The organism is Dyadobacter sandarakinus (assembly GCF_016894445.1).
GTDB lineage: Bacteria > Bacteroidota > Bacteroidia > Cytophagales > Spirosomataceae > Dyadobacter > Dyadobacter sandarakinus.
This window is the reverse complement of sequence record NZ_CP056775.1, coordinates 5034532-5055311: the sequence shown is the minus strand read 5'-3', so window position 1 is coordinate 5055311 and position 20780 is coordinate 5034532. Positions and strand designations below refer to the sequence as shown.

Sequence of the window (20780 nt, the reverse complement as noted above, 5' to 3'; positions counted from 1 at the left end):
ATACTTCCAGAAGAAATGTTTGAATTTTTAATTTTTCTAATCGGAGCATTTTTCTACTTATAAATTCAGACTCATTCTCCTGTCCTTCCCCATATCCAGACCCTGTTTTCTCAGCTGCTGCCGGTATCCAGCCAGCTCCCAAGTATTTAGCAGTGTCCCTTTCTAACCATTTCCTCGCGAGATCCGCGCCGGCCGGCCCGCTGTCCTGGGCAACGCTCCGACAGATCAGCCCAATATCGTCTTCCCCCAGGTTTTCCAGGTAAGACGACACCTGTGGGGCGCTACCTTTGAAATTGGCGAAGATCCAGCCATGATCCGCTCATAGCTCTGCCGGCTGCTTTGCTCAACCTGATTGCCGCGGATCTGCTCCGAAAGTCCGCCGGCGCTGTACCGTTCGCCCAGCTTTTGTGACGATATCGGCTTTCCTTTCCCATCCTGGTAGTAGATATCCCCTTGCCCTTGCTCGATCCGGATTCCCCTTCTGGCCAGTTCCTGGAAAAAATTTTGCTCCGAGGTCGTACCCTGCAGAAAGTGTTCGACCGTTTTCTTCATCGCTTCCCCTCACTCGACCTCGATGTTGATCAGCTGGCCATGCTGATCAAGCCGGTACCCCAGCGAGAGCAGCGCCTGCTCTCCCTAGCTCTGCCGGTCGGTCCCTTTTTGCACAAGCGCTTCTATTGCCGGCGTGGCCACCTTGGCCAGCTTGTCAATTTCAATGTAGAATAGCAGAGTAATTACAGAGTTAAATTGCAGCTAACCTAGCTGTTCGCTCAGCTATTACTCGTGAGGTATTCCATCAGGCGCAATCTCTGTCGTATAAATTGATTCGAATTTGAATTGCAGAAGAGTGACCAACTCGGGCTGCATATAGTCGTACTCATCAGGTATATAAAGACAAATTATTCGCTTGGTTCGGTAGATGTCTGGAAATACGGATCGAATCTTATTGCGATGGTGCCTTTCCATGACGATTATATAATCAGCCCATTCTAGCAGATCCGCCGTAATAGGCTGCTGTGCATACTTACTCGTCCCGGCAGATTTCACCTCAAACCTCTGGTCGGCATTGTAGATGCTGTTAGCCGTTAAACTTCGCATTCGATTTATGGTGCAGACAAAAAGAACCTTAACTTTCATCTTCTACGATTCAATGTTCTAAATAGTTACCAAGCATGAGTCATGCCGCCTTGCCATACTTTTTGACTCCGTTCCTTTTAACCCAATTTGATAGTGTCGCCTCAGTAACGTGGTAACGGTTTGCTATGTACTTCTGGCTCGAACCACTAAGTAGCAAGGCCTCAATTTCGGGTCTGAACTGATCTAGCTTACTTTTACCGGGACCCGTTGGGCGACCTAGCTTTATCCCTGAGAGCTTCTTCGCAGCTAGTGATTCTTTTGTCCGCTTACTAATCAGGTCTCTTTCGATTTCAGAGGCCATCGCAAAAACCATAGCCATCACTTTGCTTTGGATAGAGTCGTCAAGTTGCCACCCGCCTTTGACTGTATAAATTCGAATACCCTTCTGCATAGCAATCGAGATAATTTCCATCACCTCAAGCATGGATCTGCCAAGTCGGGAAAATTCACTGAGTAAAATGACATCCCCTGTTTTAAGCTCATCCAGGATCGGACCGATTTTGCGGCTGCGCCAGGACACTTTGCCGGAAACTTTTTCCTGAACGAACTCGACCCGGCCTAAATTTTTCTCATTGGCCAGGTGCAGTATGTCGGCCTTGTTCTTTTCGAGGTCCTGATCTATGGTGGAGACACGTAAATAGGCAATATTCCGGGGCATTTTTGACGGATTAGATAAAAACCTTATTGGAAGATTTATTTTATAATAATAGCAATATAATATTAAGACATTTTTACTAAATTATCCTTACCGTTTATATGAACGTTTATTCTATAATTTGAACTAGCTCTTCATATTCCGTAGTTTGCAAAACAGTTAAAGAATCATGGCTCAATGCCAGACATATTCTGATATTGCGCCTGGACTAGCGTACAGCAAATTGAGAGGGACGTGCGCCGCGCCATTTCTTGATGTTTCCCATAGGCTGGACAGCTATGCAGTTAGGCTGGGAAGCTACTGCGTCCAAGCTAGGTGTACCACTTATTATGAATAATGAAAATCGTAAAAGAATTAGCAGAGCACGAATGTTATTACGACAATGCAGTCACCGGCATGTCAACGCTTACAGAGATTGATCTCGACGACGACTTGGTGACAGTGGACTTTCGGGCGATAATAGGTACTCAGTTTGTTGGTGGCAATGTCCCTGAAAAGTTCGAGAGCTTGATGGAGATTCTTCACCTAGGAAAGTTTTCTTCGGCACCCAATGGAGGATTTATCAATTTTTACTCCATACGCAGCCGTAACCATGAGAACTACATCTTATTTTCAGGTGTCAATGAAGTTAGTAACTCTCACTATATCGTGACAGTTCATAAAGTTTTCATAGCAATTTAGCTTAGGTTATCCTACCGGCGTATCGAGAGAGACCACATCAGTGCGAGAATGTCCGATTCATAACTATTAGTTATATCTTCCGGTATCAGATTTATTCGGTCGTTTTTCCGTACTCCGCGGCATGAATTGCATTCGGGGTAGTTTTTTCACGAAATCCGGCCTTCAACGGTACAGTTTAGTGGTACATGAAATCTAATTACAGTGTATTGCAGCTATGGACGTTAAACCGTACTTCCTTCATCGCCTTTTCCGCTTGCTACTTTTTGGGTTGTGCGAATTTGTTTCCAGCAACTCCCAGGCGTGCTGAAGCGAATCTACGGAGGGTTGCGTTGTTTGGTCGAAGGCTTGATCGATCATTCTCGTCAAACGAGGAGATAATTTCTGAGCCACTTCATACCTTGCCGCAGTTCGGCTCGCCTGTTCAATTTTCTCATTCGAACATCTAACTGTCACAAGCGAAGCAGAAGTAGTACAAAGCAGTACTGCTAGTGAAACGAAATAGCTTTTAGCCTTGAAATCGAGCGTGACTGGCTTGGGATTTTCCAGAGCATAAGACAGTGTGTCAAGGCGCTTTCGAATACCAGCTAGCTCAGAAAGCACCAGCTTACCTGATGGCATTTTTGCCACATTTGCCTGAATGTCTGCTAGCATTTGGCGTGCCAAATCATCGACCGGAACTTTGGGATCAGGCAATAGGCTTTCCATCACTGAGATCTTTTTTACCAGGATACTTAGTATCTGCTCGAAGCCATCAAGTTTATCTTCAATATCTTTCATAAATGTAGTCCTCTTGATTTTTTGCGTTTGTGTTTTCTTTTAAGCTCTGGATTAATCGTCTCGTGTTGATGTACCGGATCCATCAAGTCTTTCAGCAAGTTTTCTTCCCTGCAGTGCGGCAAACCATATCGGTGCGTTAGCATTTTTTCTTGCGCGGGTGGTAGTATCCCCTGATCCAACATCCGACGCCTCACCGCCATTTGGTGCTGAAAATTTTCTCGCAGTGTTCTATCGAGTGCCGGAAAACTCATGCTTCGGTCCACTTTTGAGCCCTTCAACACCGTTCCGTCCTTTTCGAAGCTGATACCCTGTATTTGATTAGTCTCAGACTTATACTTGTAAATGATGCCAATCCCGCTCGATGAAAGCGCGCCTTCCAACTGTTTCCAATTGACTGCCGATCTGCTTGCCATTCGAATCTGGTCTGCCAGCTCGTAACGCGTTTTATCAATCCCTTTAAGCCTCGTTCGGTTAACCAGCGTTCTCCCCTGACCCATGTGGTAGCCATGTTTCAAAGTCATCTCCTTGCAAATTTTCTGATTCATTCGCTTCTGAAACCGGTCAGAGATGGATTTGCCAGCATTGTCAACCCGGTTGTATATGATATGAATGTGCGGCTGATTGGTATCTCGATGTTCAACGACCAAGTATTGGGTGTTTTGGATTTTCATTTTGGCCATATATTCGGCAGCCCTCTCTACCATGACTTTTTGTGAGAGCTTATGCTTGTCAAACGCACTCCAACTCAGCACCAGGTGGCCGACAGCCTTGCCCAGCTCGGGATTCATCTGCCGCTGAGCATTGAAGTCATGGATAGCTGATTTTACATCCTGGGTCCTGACTCCTTCGCCATGAAGCACGATAGCCTGCTCTTTCTGCATGACATACCTAACCGCTCCGCCAAAGCTTGATCCTATCATTATCTTACCGATCATCGTTAGTGAGTATTTTGAGTAAATGATCAATGTCTGATAGTAGCTGCGTGGCCTTTTTTGTCTCGTACAACAGCCCCTGCATATTTGTAAACCTGAGCAGCTGGTTTAAGTTATTGGCCAGGCCAGCCAGCATTCTAACGAAGCCAGCTTCCTCTGCTGAAAGCCTCGCAACAACCCTGGCTTTCTTAGCCGCTTGTCTCAGCCAGGTGCTTGGTCTAAGACCTGCGTCCTTGGCTTTCGACTCGATTAAAAACCGCTCAGTTTCCGAAAGGCGGACCATCAGCTGCGTGTTTCGTTTGACCTTCTTGGGCGGTCTGCCGCCTTTGGATTTGTGTGACTGTTGCTCCATGCTCTCTGCCTCTTTCATTTCGTTTACGGACTCTGTTAAATATCTTTTGCGACCATCGGGAGTAAAAGCAAGTCTGAGTTCCGGCGGCGCCGGAACGAGTTTTTGCGAAGCGAAAACACAAACTTGCTCATGAAAGAAACTTAGAGGCCCAGCCCTCGAGACTTCCTGTGACGGTACCGATGTTGTGGCTGTTTTTCCTGCTGTTTGCTTGCAACCAGCAGCTGATTCAGGTCCTTGTAATCCTTATAGATACCAGAGGCATCGACGCAATTGAGCCCCGCGTTCTCGAATTTTTCAAGCAGCTTTTTCCCGGCTGTATCGTGATTCGGATATAGAAATACGGTGCTGTAACCTTTGACAATGTCCAAACTTCGCTCTGCCAAACTTACCGAATTGAGCACCACAAAGTCGGTCTGGACCTGCTCCTGTTTTCGAAGCGAGAGAAGCGACAAAAAATCCATAAAGCCTTCCAACACGCAGACCGAGTGATGACCATTCTCGATATGGGATATGTCCTTCGGAGATGCCGAACCCTTGAAGTAAGCATTTCTCAGCTCATATCCACCCGACCGGTTTTGAAAACCGGCAGCGAAATAATTCTTGTCGCCGACCCGGTAGTATACCTCCTGACAATATGATTTAGCAACGGCCAGATCGATACGGCGCGATTCCAGGTACTGGGTAATTGCGGGGTTAGTCCCTAACTCTTTCAAAGCAGTAATTTGGATGGCAGGCTGATCGATTGCTGTGGCTGGTGTAACGGCACTGTCTATATGCAAGCCAGCCAATTTTAGGTCTTGCGGTTGAAATAAGAAAAGACGGGAATCCAATTTCTCCAACAACGCTTTTGTATCGCAACGAAACAGGGCGCGCCCTAAATCAATAATATCTCCTCCCTGACCGCTTCCATGGTCGTAATAGAGGTTCAACCGCGCATTGACCTTAAAAGAAGGCGTTTTCTCTTCCCTGAACGGGGAGAGGTACCAATGGTCTTGTCCTCGGACATATTGGGGGCGGACATGACATTGTTCCAGCAGGTCTACAATAGATATCTGTTTGGCTTGCTCGCAAGTCATAATTACAGGGGTTTGAAAGTGAAAAAATTGATGAATTGATGCGAAGAGATTACAACTAATTGGTTTTTAATCATTTAAGACCGCATCAGAAAAGCATCAAAATGCATCAGGGGCCGCATCGCTATCCAGTGATCGATGCGCGTTGATGCGGATTTTGATGCGATGTAATTATTTATTAATCAATTAATTAGATATGATGCGCATCAAAGCATCAAAAATTAGGGCAATTCGTTGAGCTCATTTATACGTCTTCGGGATAGTGTATAGAACCTGCCCTTGCCGGTCTGCTCGAAGATGGAACCGTCCGTTAAAAATTTGTATTGCGGGTAAGTCAGTGAATTACTCGCCGGGCTCAACTTCCAGGCATTTTGCAAGATCCGCTTGATCTGTGAGAGGTCTTTGAAACGGATGTGCTTTTTGTTGAGCCAGTCCTGGACATCGCCAGTGCAAAACCGGATTTCATCCAGCTCCTTTTCATCTGCGATTGTTAGCAGGATATGCGCGATCTCCACTTCCAGCTTATTCCGATTTTGGTTCAGCAGCTTTTTCAATGCGGGTGTCGCAATTTGATCCGCAGTAAACCACATTCTTGTTTTACCGGGATAGACAAACTCACGGCTCACTAGAAAATGCAGAAAGAACGGGATCTGAGCCCGAAGCTGGGCCAGCAAGTGGTGATTCTCTGATTTCAGTGGTGGCACCTTTCTCACCCAGTACCGGATTTCTCCCGGCTCGGCGATGATGAAATGATCTTCATTGTTACTGCACAAAATGAATTTTCCGAAGAATTCCACCTCCTGCCGGTCATGGCCTTTGGCCTCGACTTTGTAAAACCGGGCCGTGCTCAGATTCTTGATCCGCTCGGAATCCTCCTTTCTATCCAGGAACGTTTCGTCAACCCCGATGACGAGTTTCTGCGCCCATTCGATGTTAAAGTTGGAGCGGAAATCCTCATTACTGTTGATCGTCATGTTTTCCCCGAACATGGACTTGACAAAATGCAGGAATGTGGTCTTTCCGGTTCCACGCTCCTCGCTGACAAGGCACAAGATCGGTAGGATCTGGGTAGGACGTTCGAGAAGGATTTTGAAGTAATCATAACCCATCTCGATCTGCTCGCCAAAAATGTGACCCAGGAACTGAAAGATCACCGAAGCGTCGCCCTGCTGCGTCTCATGCTGGAATGGCTGGTAGCGGTTGTAAAACCCGCCGACCTTTTGTTGGTAGTCCAGATGGCTCGGCACAAAACAGAATCCGTCGTAGCAATCCACCCGGTCTTTCAAATAGTCACGGCTGTGATCCAACCGGATGCATTCAGCCGACCAGGGGATCAAGGAGGAAATCGTGTCGCCGGAAGATAGTGGCCGGTTGACTTTCTTAAAGTAACTGGTACCAATGCGCAGATAGACCGGATTATCTTTCATGGCTACCTCCGATTTTTTGCTGACCATTCGCTATCCATTCCAGAAGCTCTTTGCGGGAAAAGAGTAGCTTGCCTTCCATTTTGCAAAATGGAATCTTTTTTTCTTTTCACCAGCCCATAAATGGAAGTCTCCTTGTATTTGGTCAGGCGCGCGGCCTCCTTGGTGTCCAGCAAAGTGTCACTGGTATCGGCGGCAGCCTCCGGTTTTGACTCTAAAACCCGGCGCAGTGAAGACTCGATCAACTCTGATAATTGCTGATCGTTCATTGAAACTAGAACTGTTGTGCTCATCCCTTTTGCGTTTTGGTGATGGGCAAAGCAAGGCTAGAAAATCGGGGAAAAACAATATGAAGTTGACTAAGTCAGATCTTCGACGCCGTACTCGTTTATTTTCCTTAATGTTTTCAACACATTTTTAGAATGTGGGCTGTCGGTCAGATTACCGATACTCTGCACGATATTGCCACGTGCTTTATTGATGTTACTGCGAAGGCTTTCGAGCTTCGTTTTCGAATAGCAGGAAAATGTATCGAGCAGCAATTGACAGTATCTGTCAAGCCCAATATTGTTCCTATCTGTATTCAGCTTGTAGGTGGCATGCATAAGCAGGTTTAAAACCCGCTCGTAGTTTCCCGGAGGCATTTCAAAATATTTGTGTTCAGGTCTAGGCAGTCTGCCTCCTTTTTCTTCAAACATCATTCCCAACAGCTGCAACACTGCCTCTTCACTGGTGAAAACCTGAATCGAGCCCACTGCCTTGCATTTCCACGCATCAACTAAAATCAACCACATGGATATGATTTCGTCAACCGCATAGTCCAACGGAATCCGCTCCGGGCCTTTCGTTTGCACTTCGGCCACTGGCAATTCTTGCTTCTGTGACACGACCGGAAATTTGTGTTTAGGAAGGCGAAGCGCATTTGCTCTATCGCCACACCCACGCACAAGGTAGGCCTGAATGAATCCAAGCGCATATAAACACGATGGAATAGCAAATCCCTCAAAGTATAAATGATAGGAGCAAAATTCAATGAATTGCTCCAAATGAGCGATTTTGCTTTCGCTGTCAGGATTACAAAGAATGGAGACTATTTGTTGTGGATACTCCTTCATCGCGTCGAAGTAACCTCTGTCAAATTGCGCTCTCAGTTCGTCGGCATAAGACTCCGAGATTGGGCTATGATGGTCCACGATGATATTCTTCCGGTCTTTCGGGTCGAAAATGGCTTTGAGATTCGGTTCACTGAGGAATGCCGGCGGCGCTGCTTTATCGGCAATGTTCTCAAAGTGGAAGTTATGTGATAAGTAGTCTGCTTTTCCTCTGCGAAAAACGTGATCCACGAATCTCAGATACGGAAACCGTCCCTGATCGTCCAGATTTATACCGAGATCAGGATCGAAACCTGGCAAATTAAAAAAATACATTCGTTCAAATCGTTGAGTTGATCAAATCATCCAGCACGGGGTCTCCAATGTCTTCCAGGTAAATATCAGTGGTCTTCAAGCTATCGTGGCCCAACGATCTGCCTATATTCTCCTTGGATATACCATTTCGCCGAAGCGTGGTCGCGTACGAGTGCCTGGCCACATAGGTCGTTAAAGGCTTCATAATACCGAGGGCTATGCCCAACTCTTTAATTTGCTTGTTAACCCTGGTCAAAATCTTCTTCTTCCGATCCCGAACCGATTGAATCGTTGCGTGACGCTTGTACAGGATTGGGAACACAAAGCCAGCATCGCTGTTACCTTTCAGATCTTTGTAGTATTCCAGTATTTGAGCTGCCGAAGGGTGCAAGCGAAACCGGAACTCTTCCTTTGTTTTTGATCTCACATAATGGAGCTCACCATCGACAATGTTCGTCCATTTCAATTCGGCCAAATCTGTAAAGTTCAGGCCTCGGCAATAGAAGCTAAACAGGAAGTAGTTACGCGAGTTGATCAGTGAATCATTTTCCGGATCGATTTCAGCTCCGGCAATCAACTCGATCTGTTCCTTCGTGATTGCCCGCTTCTTTGTGCGAGGGTTATTGTATTTAGAGAACGAGAAGTCTTTGAAGGGGTAATGTGTTTCGGGATAATAGTTTTCTTTAATCCCGACTTTCCAGAGCGTCCGGAAGGTTCTCAGGTAAAAGCTTCTGGTGACGATCGTGCAGCCTTTGTCGATCAGCCATTGTTCATAACGGTTAATGAATGGCAAGCCGATAGAGAGGATATCCTGATCCTTCTGGTTCATGAAGTGTTTAAGGCTTTTCAGCGTCGAGTTATGTGACTCTGCACTGCCTAACCGGTTTTGGCTTTTAAGCCTGGCAATGTGTTCTTCAAAAAGTACAAACAGCTTTTTCTTTTCAGGTTCTGTTTGCCCGCCAGTCAGTTTTTTTACCAGCGCCTTGATTTCGTCAAACGAGGGGCGCTTGTTTTGTTTCCCGTAAGAGATGATCATGAAGTCTACTTCCGACTCAATGGTGCGAAGCAGGAGGTTAATTTCCTTGTGCTTCGGATGTGTTTTTGCAACGGATTGAAACTTCGGCTGCCATTGAACTTCCGAACATATCTTCCTCGTACTCACCAGAAGGTTCTTTCTATCGATAATGATTTGAAGCATTATCGGGAACTGAGTTTCCTCCGAATCACGTTTCTTCCGTAATACAAACTTGGTCGAAATAGCCATAGCACTACAACTTTAGGTCGAACATAGGTCGAACATTTCGTGTCTAACGTAAGTTAACCAAAGTTACAAAAAATAATCAAAATGCTCATTTAGAGCATTTTATAATAATAATGCTTAATAAAACTTCTTGGAATAATACAATAAATATCCAATGGGGTGCTAGGGGTCGCAAGTTCGAATCTTGTCATCCCGACATTGTTGGCAGGCACTTATAACATTGCGTTATGAGTGCCTTTTTTTATCAGGATGGTATGCGGGTATGATCAATTACTGTTAATCTACTACTACCGCTTCAATGACAAAACACACTATCAGCCTTGCAACGCACAGAAGGAATAATTTCGATTTTCTCAGGCTGCTGTTTGCTGCTTTTGTCATTGTCACGCATGTATATCCGCTGACAGGCTCACAGGAATGTGATGGGTTATGCCAGCTCACACATGGGCAGTATACATTTTCGGTGATTGCCGTGCGGGGCTTTTTTGTCATCAGCGGCTATCTCATTTTTCAAAGCCTGGAAAGATCAGAAGATCTGACTGATTTTTACTGGAAAAGGGTTCTCAGACTCTTTCCCGCTCTTGCAGTAGTACTCCTGCTGACGGTGATTCTCGGACCTTTTGTTTACGAAAATGATACGCCCTATCTGCTCAACAAGCAGGTCAGGACCTATATTCCCAATAACCTCCGCCTCTACCGGCTTCAATATGGCATTCCGGGCATATTTGACCAAAATCCGCATAAGTCCGCCATCAATGGTTCGCTGTGGACGATCCCGTTTGAATTCACAATGTATATCGCCGTATCGCTACTGTTTTTTATTAAACGTAAACGTACAATTGTGATCGTCGTTCTGCTGGTAGCCTACCTGGTTCTCGCCAAGCTGGATGTCTTCAACTTTACAGAAATCCAGCAATGGAAGTTCTTCATTCTGGATTGGTACCTGATAGAGCTCGGCGTGTATTTTGCTGCGGGTTCACTGCTGGCAGCCGTGCGGATCGCCGACATTCCGCCGCGGTATTTAACGATCATACTTGCTCTTTCGCTGGGGATGTTCGTGTATGCTACAGGCAAGCCCATCTTTTCTTTTGCGAGTGTCACTTTGCTTCCTGTGATCGTGCTGAGCATTGGCCTCCTGCCCATTTACGGGATTACCCATGTTGCCGACCGTGTTGGTGACCTTTCATATGGCATTTACATTTACGGATTTCCCGTACAGCAAACGCTGGTCTACTACTTTGGAATGGATCATGCAACCCTCATTTTCCCGAGCCTTATCATTGCTGCCATGTTCGCTTACCTGTCATGGCATTGGGTTGAAGCACCCGCATTAAGGCTGAAAAACCTGAAACCGATGCCCATCCTGATACAGAAAATGCGGCGCATTACCAGGCTTTAAAGCCTGATGACTTATGTCACACGGCAACCCAAATACTAAGCACATTCTTTACCTTCCAAATGCAAAGTGCATTACGCTTCTTAGAAAGCAGGGCCTTCATTTACTGATCAGGTTGTATTGCTTTAAATAGGCTCCTTCTAATCTCTATTCTTCCTGCTTGTACCTGTTTGTAATCATTTATTTACAAGCATTCTGCCGGTATTTTATACAAGCAACAACTAGTCTTCCTTAATTACCAAGTCAATATATTCCGCTATCAGAAGTATTTTGTTTTATAGTAATTATTAAATAATTGATGAATTGTATAGAAATAGTTTGCATTTATTCCAATTGCGGCTAAATTGACCTCGTAATTATCCAATCAATCAAACATTAAATAAAATGAAAAAGCTTCTATCGCTGGTTGCTACAATTCTCATTTACCACAATGTTCAGTCTCAGAATAACGTGGGCATTAACACATCCAAGCCTGATGCATCAGCTGCACTGGATGTAAGCAGTACTACACAGGGTATGCTGGTACCCCGAATGACCCTGACGCAGCGTGACGGCATTAGTACACCTGCCAGCGGATTGCTGATTTATCAGATCGATGAAACACCCGGCTTTTACTACTTTGACGGAACAAAATGGGTTATGCTGAACGGATCTGGCGGCGGCAGTAATCTTGCAAATGGTACGGCAGGTGGGCAGTTATACATTACCGGTGACGCTGCGCCGTATGCACCCCAAAATCCAGCTTCCTTAACGGGGGATGTGACGATCAACAGTGCTGCGGTAGCTACTATTGCAGACAATGCCATCACTACGGCAAAGATCAACGATGCCTCTGTAACTGCTGCAAAGCTGGCAGATGCCTCAGTGACAGCCGCTAAGCTTTCTGCTACGGGTACGGCAAGTAATACGACTTTTCTCCGTGGCGACGGAACCTGGGCAGAGCCGATAGCTTTAACCCCGGAAGCCTACGCAGCAAAAAAAGCAGGTTCGCTTTCGCTGCTCAACGTGGGCGTGTTACCAGGTGGATTCAGACCAGTAAACTTTGTGGCTTCAGAAAGAACAGCGGGAACACCCGCGTTATTTTCGGATACCGATAATTCCTACGTTGTTCCTTCCTCGGGTGTTTACAAGATCGGATTTATGTTCAGATATGGATCGGGGCTACAAGCCGCATTGCTGACGAATAATCCAGGCCCGGCCATCCTTCGCAATCGGGCAGGAGTTTTTACACTCATTGACAATCGCTCATTTAATGGTGCAAACCTTGTTTTACTTAGTCTGACCATTTCAGAAGCAAGCCTTAGCTCACTATATCCCCTGCAGGCAGGTGACCGGATCACATTTGGGATTACTGGGGCCTCAGCGCTGGACGCTTCAATTCTAACATCAAGTCTCGGAAGCTTTTACATTTACAAAGTTTCGAACTAGTACGGGTCGGTTAAGTAATCAACATTTGAATTTGTACCACTATGAAAAAATATTGGATTACAATACTGTCCCTGGGTTTGAGCTGGAATACCTTCGCGCAAACGCCTGCTTTTTATAATAACGGTGCCGGCGTGTTCATTTCAACTGGTACACAGCTGCAAGTCAACGGTGATCTTCTCAATCAGGAAGGAAGTAATTTCGAAAACCTTGGCGTTATCACGACTTCCGGAAATGTGACCAACTTTGCGCCAATGAATGAGGCCAATGCGGGTGATCTGCACCTGGAAGGCAGCACGCCGCAGGTAATCGGGGGAGCATCTCTGTATGCCACTCACGTTACGGTCAACAATGCAGCTGGCATCACATTCACGACGCCTGTAAAAGTGAGCGACAGCCTTTCGTTCATCTCCGGAATGCTCATCAACTCGGATCTGGCCAATGCGTTTGTGTTTGGCCCCGGCGCGTCCATTAGTACTTTATTCCCTCCTTCTGATGCCAAACACATCAATGGATTTGTAGCCAGGGAAGGCTCAGGCACATTCGTTTTTCCTGTAGGTAACGGCTTGTCCTACCAGCCTGTAGGTGTAAATCTGAGTGCCAACTCGGCAGGCCTGGTAGCAAGGTATGAGGCAGGTGATGCAGGAGATGCTCCTTTTGGAAGCGGGGGCAGTAACAGTACCCCCCTTATCGCCCGTAATGCGCAGGAGTATTGGTCACTCACCCCGGTAGGTACGGCCACGGGTTCCGTCTCAATTTACTGGGATGAATACAACAACACGGGTATCGGCAACATCGCTGATCTGGCTGTGGCGCACCTCGTGAATGGAAACTGGCTGAATGAAGGCGCCAATAATGCATCAGGCATCGTTAATGCGGGTATTGTGACGAGTAACAATATCAGTACATGGAGCCCCTTTACGCTGGGAAGTACAGCGGCATCGTCTCCACTACCCGTACGCTTGACGGACTTCACAGCAAGGTGGACGGAGGGATCGGTAGCGCTGGACTGGCGGGTTTCGGATGCGAAAGGGTTCAGCCACTTTGAAGTTGAACGCAGCCTTGATGCCGTGCAGTACGATCAGGTTGGCCGAGTTGCGTATGATGGCCAGTCTGTGTTCCGGTTTGCGGATTACAGTCCCCTGGCACCATCGTGGCTGGCAGGACAGCGGTACTACCGGCTCAAAATGATCGACAAGGATGGCACCTTTGCTTACAGTAAAGTGCGGAGCGTCCACGTAGATGGTAGTGAGAACGGCTTGGTAGCTTACCCGAACCCATCCCATGATGTACTCCATTTGTCACTTCATGCAGCAGATCAGGACAAGGTACAGGCTACCTTCATCGCTATGTCAGGAAAGGCTCAGACGAAAAAAACAATTGCGATCAGGCAGGGAAAAGCGGTGCTTGACACCAGCAGTCTCACGCCTGGCGTATACCTGCTGTCTGTGCAGGTGGATGGTTATGACAAGGTTTTAAAGTTTGTAAAACAATAAAAAATCAGACATATTTTCTCTGTAAAACCAGCGTGGAAAGCAGAGGCACTTTGTACATGCACAATTCGGGGCCGCAGGATATTTCTGCGGCCTTTTTATATACCTGAATTTCTAAGCACGCTCTGATAAATGATGCATTGCTGCATTGGCCCACTTTCAAAAGGCCAAAAAAAGAGGGCGGCCGCAAGACCTGCCCTCTTATAGGAAATGTTGGTGAAGTATCATGACTAAACTTCCTGCTTTTCAATAACCCACATCCAGTTTGCAGGCCAGAAGTTGGAATGGATACCATCATGCTGTACCAGCTGCTCATCTACCAGCTCACACCCGAACAGCTTCCCGCCCTGACTTTCCAGATCCTGCTTTGCATAATGCTGCAATTGTATCCAAACCTCCGGAGCAATCAGATCTTCCGAAACCAAGCTCAACCGCTTCCATCTCGGGTCCGCTGAATTATTTACATAGCGCAGGAGAAGATAATGTTTAAAGCTCTCTCCATTGAGAGATAAAACTGTATGCTGTTGCCGTTTGAAATCATTCATGTTCTAGTAGATTTTAATTGATCATCTGTTAGCATTTAATTTGATTCAGTTTAGCATATACGATCTAAACTATGGAATAGATGAGTTCCCGAATTATCTATCAATAATTTTGCCAGAAACATTAATTTATAAACTGATCTTTCAGGAATTTAGAATAGTTTACTGGAAGTACAATGCATTGAAGATGAAATAATAGGAATTAAAAATGATTGCATTCAGCGCATAATTGGATTATTATGGCATTTGTATATTCTATATTTAAATAGAAATACTTCTATTTTTAAACTGATAATAATGTAGAATATCAGGTAAAATAAAGCCTGTGAACACATTTGCTCACAGGCTTTAATTCAGGAATCGATAACTTACTTTTATGGTTTTTTTATAGAAGTAGTGTCTGCTTGTCCGCCTCCCATTTTGTCTTTTTTATTTCTATTTTTTTCATTCTTTTTACCCGATGCCGGCATACGTGTATCATGAACGACGGCACCGGCTGGTCTCTGATCTTTGATCAACGTGTCCTCAGCAGGTACATCTGCCGGACGTGCGGGCGATTGAGGCGCATTGAATTCGGCTTTTTTTTCGGGTGTCTCCGTGGGATTGGATGGAATCGGATTGGATTCGGGTACAGGAGCAGGTACAGAGGGCTGCGGAGATGCTACCTGTGCATAGCTTGCTGCCGATAGGGTCAGGAAACCAAGCATTGCGTATACTTTTAGCTTTTTCATGATCTGGTTGTTTGGATGGATGAATTAATTAACCATTTGCTTCCAATCGGTTGCATCCAAATCTATTCCAGAAATACATCTCCCTGAAAATCAGCCCAGATTATTAAAACTAATCATCGTAAATGCTGCTTAAAATAAGGCGCAGGCACTTCTGTAATCGCCAGGTATATGACTGATATAAAGCATGATCTTATCCACAACTTGCGCATCTGTTTACACAGGAAGCTACATGATTTTTCCCCTTTGTAACCATAAATTGCATTGGCATAAAACATTGCTTTTACTACCGGTATCAGGTATAAACCCGGCGCATCCTGATCTTCTGACCCGGGGTTAAAACGAGCGGTACTTTCTCCACTTTTACAGAGCTGCTGTCCAAACCAAACCATCGGTCTTCCGGCGTAGTAATGCTTTTAATTGCAAAATATATTTTCATGATCGCCTCTTCTGTAAAGGGCAGGTTGTTCTCAATAGACAGGTATCGTTCAAGCACTACAAACCGGAAATCACCCGTAATATTCTGACGATTGAGTGATTCATAGCGACTGGTAATATCTACTTCTTTATTGAGAACCATATCTTCCACCACTTTCCTGAAAAACAGGTTGATCCGTTGTTCAATACGGAAGCCCAGCCGGAATGTTACCTTGATGACATCATCTTCTGCAAGAATATTCACATGGTAATCCATTGTGTAAGGTTCGTCGGTAGTCTCAACGTGCACAAACCAGTAAATGTCCGCCCGCTTGGGACGCTTGTAGAATATGGAGTAAATAATTTTGCTCTCGATCTCCGACTCATGGGATGCATTGGACATGAATATGAGGTGCGTCGAGTATTTCGGGATGCTGATGTCATTGCTTAATTCCTTCAGCGGGCCAATGTACTTTTTCAGACTTTCAAATTCCGTGAGGCGAAGCTTGATGAAGTAGGCGCGCAGCCAAACGGAGATGATCAGTGCAATGACAGTTGCGAGCAGCAAGGATACCCAGCCTCCGTGGGTGAATTTGAGAAGGTTGGCTGCCAGGAAAGATCCCTCAATGGCCAGGTATATGACCAGAAACAAACCAATCAGTCCTTTATTCGTTTCACGCAACATCAGGTAGGCCGACATCAGGATGGTCGTCATGACCATGGTGAGCGTAATAGCCAACCCGTAAGCCGCCTCCATTCTTGAAGATTCCTTGAAGTACAGTACCACCCCGATACATCCCGCCAGCAGCAGCCAGTTGACGCTTGGGACGTAAAGCTGGCCTTTCTGATCGCTCGGATAAATGAGCCTTACTTTTGGCCAGAAGTTGAGCCGGATGGCCTCCGAAATCAGTGTGAAAGAGCCGCTGATGAGTGCCTGGCTGGCAATAATGGCCGCCATGGTCGCAACCCCGATACCTGGGAGCAGCCACCACTCGGGCATGATTTCGTAAAATGGCTTACGTCCGGCCAGCAGCTCACCGGAATGGGCAATAAGCCAGGCTCCCTGCCCGAAGTAGTTCAGTATCAAACAGGTTTTTACAAAAATCCAGCTGACCCTAATATTACCTCTTCCGCAATGCCCCAGGTCGCTGTACAATGCTTCTGCACCCGTGGTACAAAGAAACACGGCGCCCAGCATCCAGAACCCACCCTGATGATGGGTAAGAAGCTCGTAGGCATAGTAAGGATTGAGGGATTTAAGAATTTCCATATGTCCGAGCACCTGTGAGATGCCGAGTACCGCAAGCATCAGAAACCAGATCATCATGACCGGCCCAAATGCGCGTCCCACAATGGTTGTCCCAAAAACCTGGATCACAAACAACAATGTAATAATGCCTATTACGATCGGGATCGTCTGAATTTCAGGATATAGGATGCGCAAGCCCTCCACCGCCGAGGACACTGAAATGGGAGGTGTAATAATTCCGTCTGCCAGCAGGGTACTGGCACCTATAATCGCCGGTACAGTCAGCCAGGTGGCTTTTTTCCGCACCAGGGCGTACAGGGCGAGGATACCTCCCTCACCTTTGTTATCGGCTCTGAGGATCAGAATGACGTATTTGATTGTCGTCTGGAGTGTCAGCGTCCAGAAAATGCAGGAAACTGCTCCGTAAATCACTTCACGGGAAATGCGCTCGGTACCAATGATGGCCTGCATTACGTAGAGGGGCGACGTACCAATATCGCCATAAATAATACCTAATGCTACCAGCAGCCCCGCAGCAGACGCTTTATCAATGTGTTTGTGGGCACTCATGACTTGCAGGAATTAAGGCCCGGAAATAGTTTCATTTATTAAAAAGTGTAGAATTCATAATTCACTTTCCACTTCATTTCTGCACCTGGTGCCACCGAAATTTTAACGTAAGGCTCGGGGCAGGAAGTTGTCGGGCAGGCCCAGTAAACCAGCTTGTCGAGCGGCTGATCGCTGGTAATCCTCACACCGGCCTTTGTTTTTGTATTTTCAATTTTGATGTCGTAATCCTTAGCCGTCGGCCCGAAACCCTCCAATCCGGCACTGAATACCTGATCCCCTTTTGTGACCTCACGGCTGTAAGCAAGTGACTTTCCATTTGCATTAATAATTGTTCCAAAACCTTTTCCTTCTCCTTTCACTTCGAAGGGAAAAACAATACGGATGTTGGGACTGCTCGGCTCATTGTCAATCATGAAAAAGTTGTGATTGTACGTCTTGGTTTCGATGGCCTTCGTACCTGTATTTTTCAGGCTGTGTTCGAGGACGAGTTCGGGCTTATCTTTGGCAAGCCTCACTGTTTTTTTATATAAATACGAATACCCCGCGGCATCTTTCAGCTCGTGGGTAAACTCAACTGCATCCTTACGGGTGTTCACGCTCCATTTACCCGGATTTTTGATTTCATAGTACCGGGCAAAAGCATAAGGCTTGTCATCCGGCTTGATCAAACCACCCACACCTATTTTTACAAACTCTTCCCCGCTTTTGGTCCCGTCAAAGTCCAGTGCGACAAACTCTTCCACCGGACCCTGAATGGCATCGTGCAGCTTGGGATCATAATCCGGAAACCATTGGCCAAAATAAGTGTGGCCTTTATATTCCAGCTTTGGTATTACGCCAGCCCAATCAAACCTGGTACCGCGGTAATATCCGTTTGCAGCATCCGGCAAAAGGAGCGTTGCCTTGATCGTTCCGTTGGAAATGTCGGCATCCGGGTAATCTGCAGCAATAAAGCCTGCGGTTAGGAAGCAGATAAGTGCGCTGAAAACCATTAAGTATTTTTTCATAGATTATCCCGGATTTAGCCCCGATTTACGACGAAAATAAAAGACAGTAAATTGAAAATGCAATATGTGCATTTCAACTTACTGTCTTTATGTTATTACCTCAGATTGTTACGAAATACCTTTAAAAGCCTCATCATTGATGAAAGGCTGATTGCGCAAACGCTGCTTTGTAGCCTTATAGAAAGCATTCGCCACCGCAGCTCCTGCCGGCGGCAATGCAGGTTCACCAAGGCCAGTCGGCGATATACCGTTATCTACAAAATGCACATCCACTTCGGGGATTTCGTTCATCCTGATCAGGCGGAAACCATTGAAATTACTCTGGTCCGGTTTGCCGTCTTTGAAGGTGAGATTACCGTACATGGCATGGCCTACCCCATCCACAACACCTCCGCGTACCTGCTGCAGTGACCCGCTCTTGTTAATGACAATCCCGCAGTCTACTGCTGCAACTACGTTTTTCAGAACAGGCTTTCCTTTTTCAACCACTACTTCTCCCACCTGAGCTACGTACGAGCGGTGTGAAAAATACACGCTGAATCCCTGGTGAACCCCTTTCTTTTTACCCCAGTTACTCTTCTCGGCAGCCAGCCTGATTACCGAGACCATGCGGTCTATATCATATTTGACTTCTCCAGCCGGTGCTTTCCTGGCTTTTTCCAGCAATGCAAGTCTGAAAGCCACAGGATCCTTACCGGCTGCTTCTGCTACTTCGTCCAAAAAAGACTGCTCTGCATAGGCCAGGAAGTTGGTGATCGGTGCGCGCCAGGGGCCCGTGGTAATCGCCGATTTGTACTCTACCGAATCTATCAGCAGATTATCGACCGCACCTGAAGGAAAGTTATCCTCCCGGGTAGGATTCCCCGAGTTGATACCCACGCCACGTAGTTTATAGCCGGTCATTTCTCCGTTTTTATCCAATGCAGCCTCAAACCGGTACCTTACTGCAGGTCTGTAAGTCCCACCGGTCATATCATCCTCCCGCGTCCAGATGACCTTTACGGGTGCTTTGGTGAGTTTGGAAACATGTGCTGCCTCCATTACGAAATCAGCCGAAAGCCTGCGACCAAATCCGCCACCCTGCCTGGTGATTTCAACTGTGATTTTTTCAGCAGGAATACCCGTGAGCTTTGCAACTTCTGTCCTGGCCCGGTCCGGCGTTTGTGTCGGGCCTACCAGTTCTACGCCGTCCTCGCGAACGTGCGCAAAGAAGTTCATGGGTTCCAATGGGCTGTGCGGCAGAAATGGGCACTGAAATTCGGATTTGATCACCTTTACCGCATCTCTGAATGCCGCATCCACATCACCGTTTTTACGCCTGACGGTCGCTTCTTTGCTGTCCAGCAGTTCTTTAAAAATGCGGTCGTGATCCGCTGAACTTTCGAGTGCAGCTTCTTTCTCGTATTCTATATTAAGAACCTCCCTGGCCTTCTTCACCTGCCAGGTTGATTTGCCTACAACGGCAACGCTGTTTTCAAATGTGACAACGTCTACGATCCCGGGCATCGCCTTTGCAGCATCTGCATTGACAGATTTGAGTTTCAAACCAAAAGCTTTGGGACGCTGGATGATGGCATAGAGCATTCCCTCCCTATGAAAATCCAGCCCGAAAAGCGGCTTACCGGTTGCAATGTTGTGATTATCCACATTGCGTACGGATTTTCCAATAAGCTTGAAGTCTTTCTCATTTTTGAGGGGAACATTGTCCGGTACTGTGAGCCTGGATGCTGCTTCGGCCAGCTCTCCGTACGACAGCGACTTCCCGGATACTTTATGCAGTACCTTGCCGTTTTCGGTAGTACACTCGGCGGCAGGAACATGCCAGCCCGCAGCAGCGGCTTCAACGAGCAGGTGCCGGGCAGTAGCGCCGGCTTTGCGGAGGCGTTCCCATGAATGCGGTACGGCACCACTCCCTCCTGTAACCTGGCGCTCAAAAATGGTAGTATCCAGATTTCCCTGAACAGTCTTCACCTGTTTCCAGTCGGCGTCAAGCTCTTCGGCTACTACCATAGGAAAGGCCGTTTTGATACCCTGGCCTATTTCAGGATTGGGAGAAACAATGGTGATAATATTATCGGTACCAATGGAAAGATAGCTGTTGAAATGTATGGAGCCGGCTGCTATGCTCTTCGCGCTGACTACCACCGGCAGTGCGGAAGAGTTGGTCCAATTGAAACCAAGAAACAGTCCTCCACCAGCCGCAGCGGCAAGTTTCATGAAATCCCGCCTGGACGTTTGTTCTGATGTATGCATGG

The 20780-nt window shown here is 46.6% G+C and carries 19 protein-coding genes; 4 read left to right on the top strand and 15 right to left on the bottom strand.

The window, feature by feature from the left end; genetic code table 11:
• Nucleotides 1-225: 225 nt before the first annotated feature.
• Nucleotides 226-552: a hypothetical protein gene (locus tag HWI92_RS20850; RefSeq protein ID WP_204658880.1), complete on the bottom strand. Its 327-nt coding sequence runs from the start codon at nucleotides 550-552 to the stop codon at nucleotides 226-228.
• Between the two features lie 625 nt (nucleotides 553-1177).
• Entirely contained in the window at nucleotides 1178-1795 is a 618-nt protein-coding gene (locus tag HWI92_RS20840) for a recombinase family protein (protein ID WP_204658876.1), read from the bottom strand.
• Nucleotides 1796-2128: 333 nt separating this feature from the next.
• On the opposite strand from HWI92_RS20840, the gene HWI92_RS20835 reads away from it, so the two are divergent.
• A complete protein-coding gene (locus HWI92_RS20835) occupies nucleotides 2129-2473 on the top strand; it encodes a hypothetical protein (protein ID WP_204658874.1) in 345 nt (114 codons plus the stop codon).
• Between the two features lie 237 nt (nucleotides 2474-2710).
• On the opposite strand, the gene HWI92_RS20830 is transcribed toward HWI92_RS20835, so the two are convergent.
• The 8 genes from HWI92_RS20830 to HWI92_RS20795 all read right to left on the bottom strand — a co-directional run bounded on the left by HWI92_RS20830 (nucleotide 2711) and on the right by HWI92_RS20795 (nucleotide 9701).
• Nucleotides 2711-3250, bottom strand: coding sequence for a hypothetical protein (locus HWI92_RS20830; protein WP_204658872.1), 540 nt, complete (start codon nucleotides 3248-3250; stop codon nucleotides 2711-2713).
• Nucleotides 3247-4185, bottom strand: a complete 939-nt coding sequence (locus HWI92_RS20825; RefSeq protein ID WP_229248405.1) for a relaxase/mobilization nuclease domain-containing protein — start codon at nucleotides 4183-4185, stop codon at nucleotides 3247-3249. The genes HWI92_RS20830 and HWI92_RS20825 overlap by 4 nt, the downstream gene beginning before the upstream one ends.
• The gene (locus HWI92_RS20820; protein ID WP_204658870.1) at nucleotides 4175-4552 is read right to left on the bottom strand and encodes a plasmid mobilization protein; all 378 of its coding nucleotides are present in this window, start codon (nucleotides 4550-4552) and stop codon (nucleotides 4175-4177) included. Before HWI92_RS20820 ends, HWI92_RS20825 begins: the two co-directional genes overlap by 11 nt.
• Nucleotides 4553-4674: 122 nt before the next feature.
• Nucleotides 4675-5610, bottom strand: coding sequence for a DUF8464 domain-containing protein (locus tag HWI92_RS20815; protein ID WP_204658868.1), 936 nt, complete (start codon nucleotides 5608-5610; stop codon nucleotides 4675-4677).
• A gap of 218 nt (nucleotides 5611-5828) precedes the next feature.
• Nucleotides 5829-7034 carry a primase-helicase family protein gene (locus HWI92_RS20810; RefSeq protein WP_204658866.1) on the bottom strand — a complete coding sequence of 402 codons (1206 nt, stop codon included), beginning with the start codon at nucleotides 7032-7034 and terminating at the stop codon, nucleotides 5829-5831.
• 2 nt (nucleotides 7035-7036) lie between these two features.
• Nucleotides 7037-7300 carry a hypothetical protein gene (locus HWI92_RS20805; protein ID WP_204658864.1) on the bottom strand — a complete coding sequence of 88 codons (264 nt, stop codon included), beginning with the start codon at nucleotides 7298-7300 and terminating at the stop codon, nucleotides 7037-7039.
• A gap of 90 nt (nucleotides 7301-7390) precedes the next feature.
• On the bottom strand, nucleotides 7391-8458 hold the full coding sequence (locus HWI92_RS20800) for a hypothetical protein (protein WP_204658862.1): 1068 nt from the start codon (nucleotides 8456-8458) through the stop codon (nucleotides 7391-7393).
• A gap of 4 nt (nucleotides 8459-8462) precedes the next feature.
• On the bottom strand, nucleotides 8463-9701 hold the full coding sequence (locus tag HWI92_RS20795; protein ID WP_204658860.1) for a site-specific integrase: 1239 nt from the start codon (nucleotides 9699-9701) through the stop codon (nucleotides 8463-8465).
• 295 nt (nucleotides 9702-9996) lie between these two features.
• Between HWI92_RS20795 and HWI92_RS20790 the strand changes: the two genes are divergently transcribed.
• The 3 genes from HWI92_RS20790 (at nucleotide 9997) to HWI92_RS20780 (ending at nucleotide 14015) form a co-directional block, all read left to right on the top strand.
• The gene (locus HWI92_RS20790) at nucleotides 9997-11097 is read left to right on the top strand and encodes an acyltransferase family protein (RefSeq protein WP_204658858.1); all 1101 of its coding nucleotides are present in this window, start codon (nucleotides 9997-9999) and stop codon (nucleotides 11095-11097) included.
• A 381-nt stretch (nucleotides 11098-11478) separates the two neighbouring features.
• Complete coding sequence (locus HWI92_RS20785; RefSeq protein WP_204658856.1) at nucleotides 11479-12522, top strand: phage tail-like protein; 1044 nt, start codon at nucleotides 11479-11481, stop codon at nucleotides 12520-12522.
• A 41-nt stretch (nucleotides 12523-12563) separates the two neighbouring features.
• Nucleotides 12564-14015: a T9SS type A sorting domain-containing protein gene (locus tag HWI92_RS20780; protein WP_204658854.1), complete on the top strand. Its 1452-nt coding sequence runs from the start codon at nucleotides 12564-12566 to the stop codon at nucleotides 14013-14015.
• A 227-nt stretch (nucleotides 14016-14242) separates the two neighbouring features.
• On the opposite strand, the gene HWI92_RS20775 is transcribed toward HWI92_RS20780, so the two are convergent.
• The 5 genes from HWI92_RS20775 to HWI92_RS20755 form a co-directional block, all read right to left on the bottom strand.
• Nucleotides 14243-14557: a hypothetical protein gene (locus HWI92_RS20775; protein ID WP_204658852.1), complete on the bottom strand. Its 315-nt coding sequence runs from the start codon at nucleotides 14555-14557 to the stop codon at nucleotides 14243-14245.
• Nucleotides 14558-14928: 371 nt separating this feature from the next.
• Nucleotides 14929-15285, bottom strand: a complete 357-nt coding sequence (locus HWI92_RS20770) for a hypothetical protein (RefSeq protein ID WP_204658850.1) — start codon at nucleotides 15283-15285, stop codon at nucleotides 14929-14931.
• 292 nt (nucleotides 15286-15577) lie between these two features.
• Nucleotides 15578-17518: a KUP/HAK/KT family potassium transporter gene (locus tag HWI92_RS20765; protein ID WP_204658848.1), complete on the bottom strand. Its 1941-nt coding sequence runs from the start codon at nucleotides 17516-17518 to the stop codon at nucleotides 15578-15580.
• Nucleotides 17519-17556: 38 nt separating this feature from the next.
• Nucleotides 17557-18525, bottom strand: coding sequence for a hypothetical protein (locus HWI92_RS20760; protein ID WP_204658846.1), 969 nt, complete (start codon nucleotides 18523-18525; stop codon nucleotides 17557-17559).
• Nucleotides 18526-18633: 108 nt separating this feature from the next.
• Nucleotides 18634-20778 (bottom strand): xanthine dehydrogenase family protein molybdopterin-binding subunit, encoded by a 2145-nt coding sequence (locus tag HWI92_RS20755; protein ID WP_204658843.1) that lies wholly within the window; start codon nucleotides 20776-20778, stop codon nucleotides 18634-18636.
• Nucleotides 20779-20780 lie beyond the last annotated feature (2 nt).

Excerpts from the sequence above, each read along its gene's own strand:
- HWI92_RS20850 (WP_204658880.1), bottom strand. The coding sequence starts at position 552 with ATGAAGAAAACGGTCGAACACTTTCTGCAGGGTACGACCTCGGAGCAA.
- HWI92_RS20805 (WP_204658864.1), bottom strand. The coding sequence starts at position 7,300 with ATGAACGATCAGCAATTATCAGAGTTGATCGAGTCTTCACTGCGCCGG.
- HWI92_RS20810 (WP_204658866.1), bottom strand. The coding sequence starts at position 7,034 with ATGAAAGATAATCCGGTCTATCTGCGCATTGGTACCAGTTACTTTAAG.
- HWI92_RS20780 (WP_204658854.1), top strand. The coding sequence starts at position 12,564 with ATGAAAAAATATTGGATTACAATACTGTCCCTGGGTTTGAGCTGGAAT.
- HWI92_RS20825 (WP_229248405.1), bottom strand. The coding sequence starts at position 4,185 with ATGATCGGTAAGATAATGATAGGATCAAGCTTTGGCGGAGCGGTTAGG.
- HWI92_RS20790 (WP_204658858.1), top strand. The coding sequence starts at position 9,997 with ATGACAAAACACACTATCAGCCTTGCAACGCACAGAAGGAATAATTTC.
- HWI92_RS20755 (WP_204658843.1), bottom strand. The coding sequence starts at position 20,778 with ATGCATACATCAGAACAAACGTCCAGGCGGGATTTCATGAAACTTGCC.
- HWI92_RS20770 (WP_204658850.1), bottom strand. The coding sequence starts at position 15,285 with ATGAAAAAGCTAAAAGTATACGCAATGCTTGGTTTCCTGACCCTATCG.
- HWI92_RS20760 (WP_204658846.1), bottom strand. The coding sequence starts at position 18,525 with ATGAAAAAATACTTAATGGTTTTCAGCGCACTTATCTGCTTCCTAACC.
- HWI92_RS20795 (WP_204658860.1), bottom strand. The coding sequence starts at position 9,701 with ATGGCTATTTCGACCAAGTTTGTATTACGGAAGAAACGTGATTCGGAG.
- HWI92_RS20815 (WP_204658868.1), bottom strand. The coding sequence starts at position 5,610 with ATGACTTGCGAGCAAGCCAAACAGATATCTATTGTAGACCTGCTGGAA.
- HWI92_RS20840 (WP_204658876.1), bottom strand. The coding sequence starts at position 1,795 with ATGCCCCGGAATATTGCCTATTTACGTGTCTCCACCATAGATCAGGAC.
- HWI92_RS20785 (WP_204658856.1), top strand. The coding sequence starts at position 11,479 with ATGAAAAAGCTTCTATCGCTGGTTGCTACAATTCTCATTTACCACAAT.
- HWI92_RS20835 (WP_204658874.1), top strand. The coding sequence starts at position 2,129 with ATGAAAATCGTAAAAGAATTAGCAGAGCACGAATGTTATTACGACAAT.
- HWI92_RS20820 (WP_204658870.1), bottom strand. The coding sequence starts at position 4,552 with ATGAAAGAGGCAGAGAGCATGGAGCAACAGTCACACAAATCCAAAGGC.
- HWI92_RS20765 (WP_204658848.1), bottom strand. The coding sequence starts at position 17,518 with ATGAGTGCCCACAAACACATTGATAAAGCGTCTGCTGCGGGGCTGCTG.
- HWI92_RS20830 (WP_204658872.1), bottom strand. The coding sequence starts at position 3,250 with ATGAAAGATATTGAAGATAAACTTGATGGCTTCGAGCAGATACTAAGT.
- HWI92_RS20775 (WP_204658852.1), bottom strand. The coding sequence starts at position 14,557 with ATGAATGATTTCAAACGGCAACAGCATACAGTTTTATCTCTCAATGGA.
- HWI92_RS20800 (WP_204658862.1), bottom strand. The coding sequence starts at position 8,458 with ATGTATTTTTTTAATTTGCCAGGTTTCGATCCTGATCTCGGTATAAAT.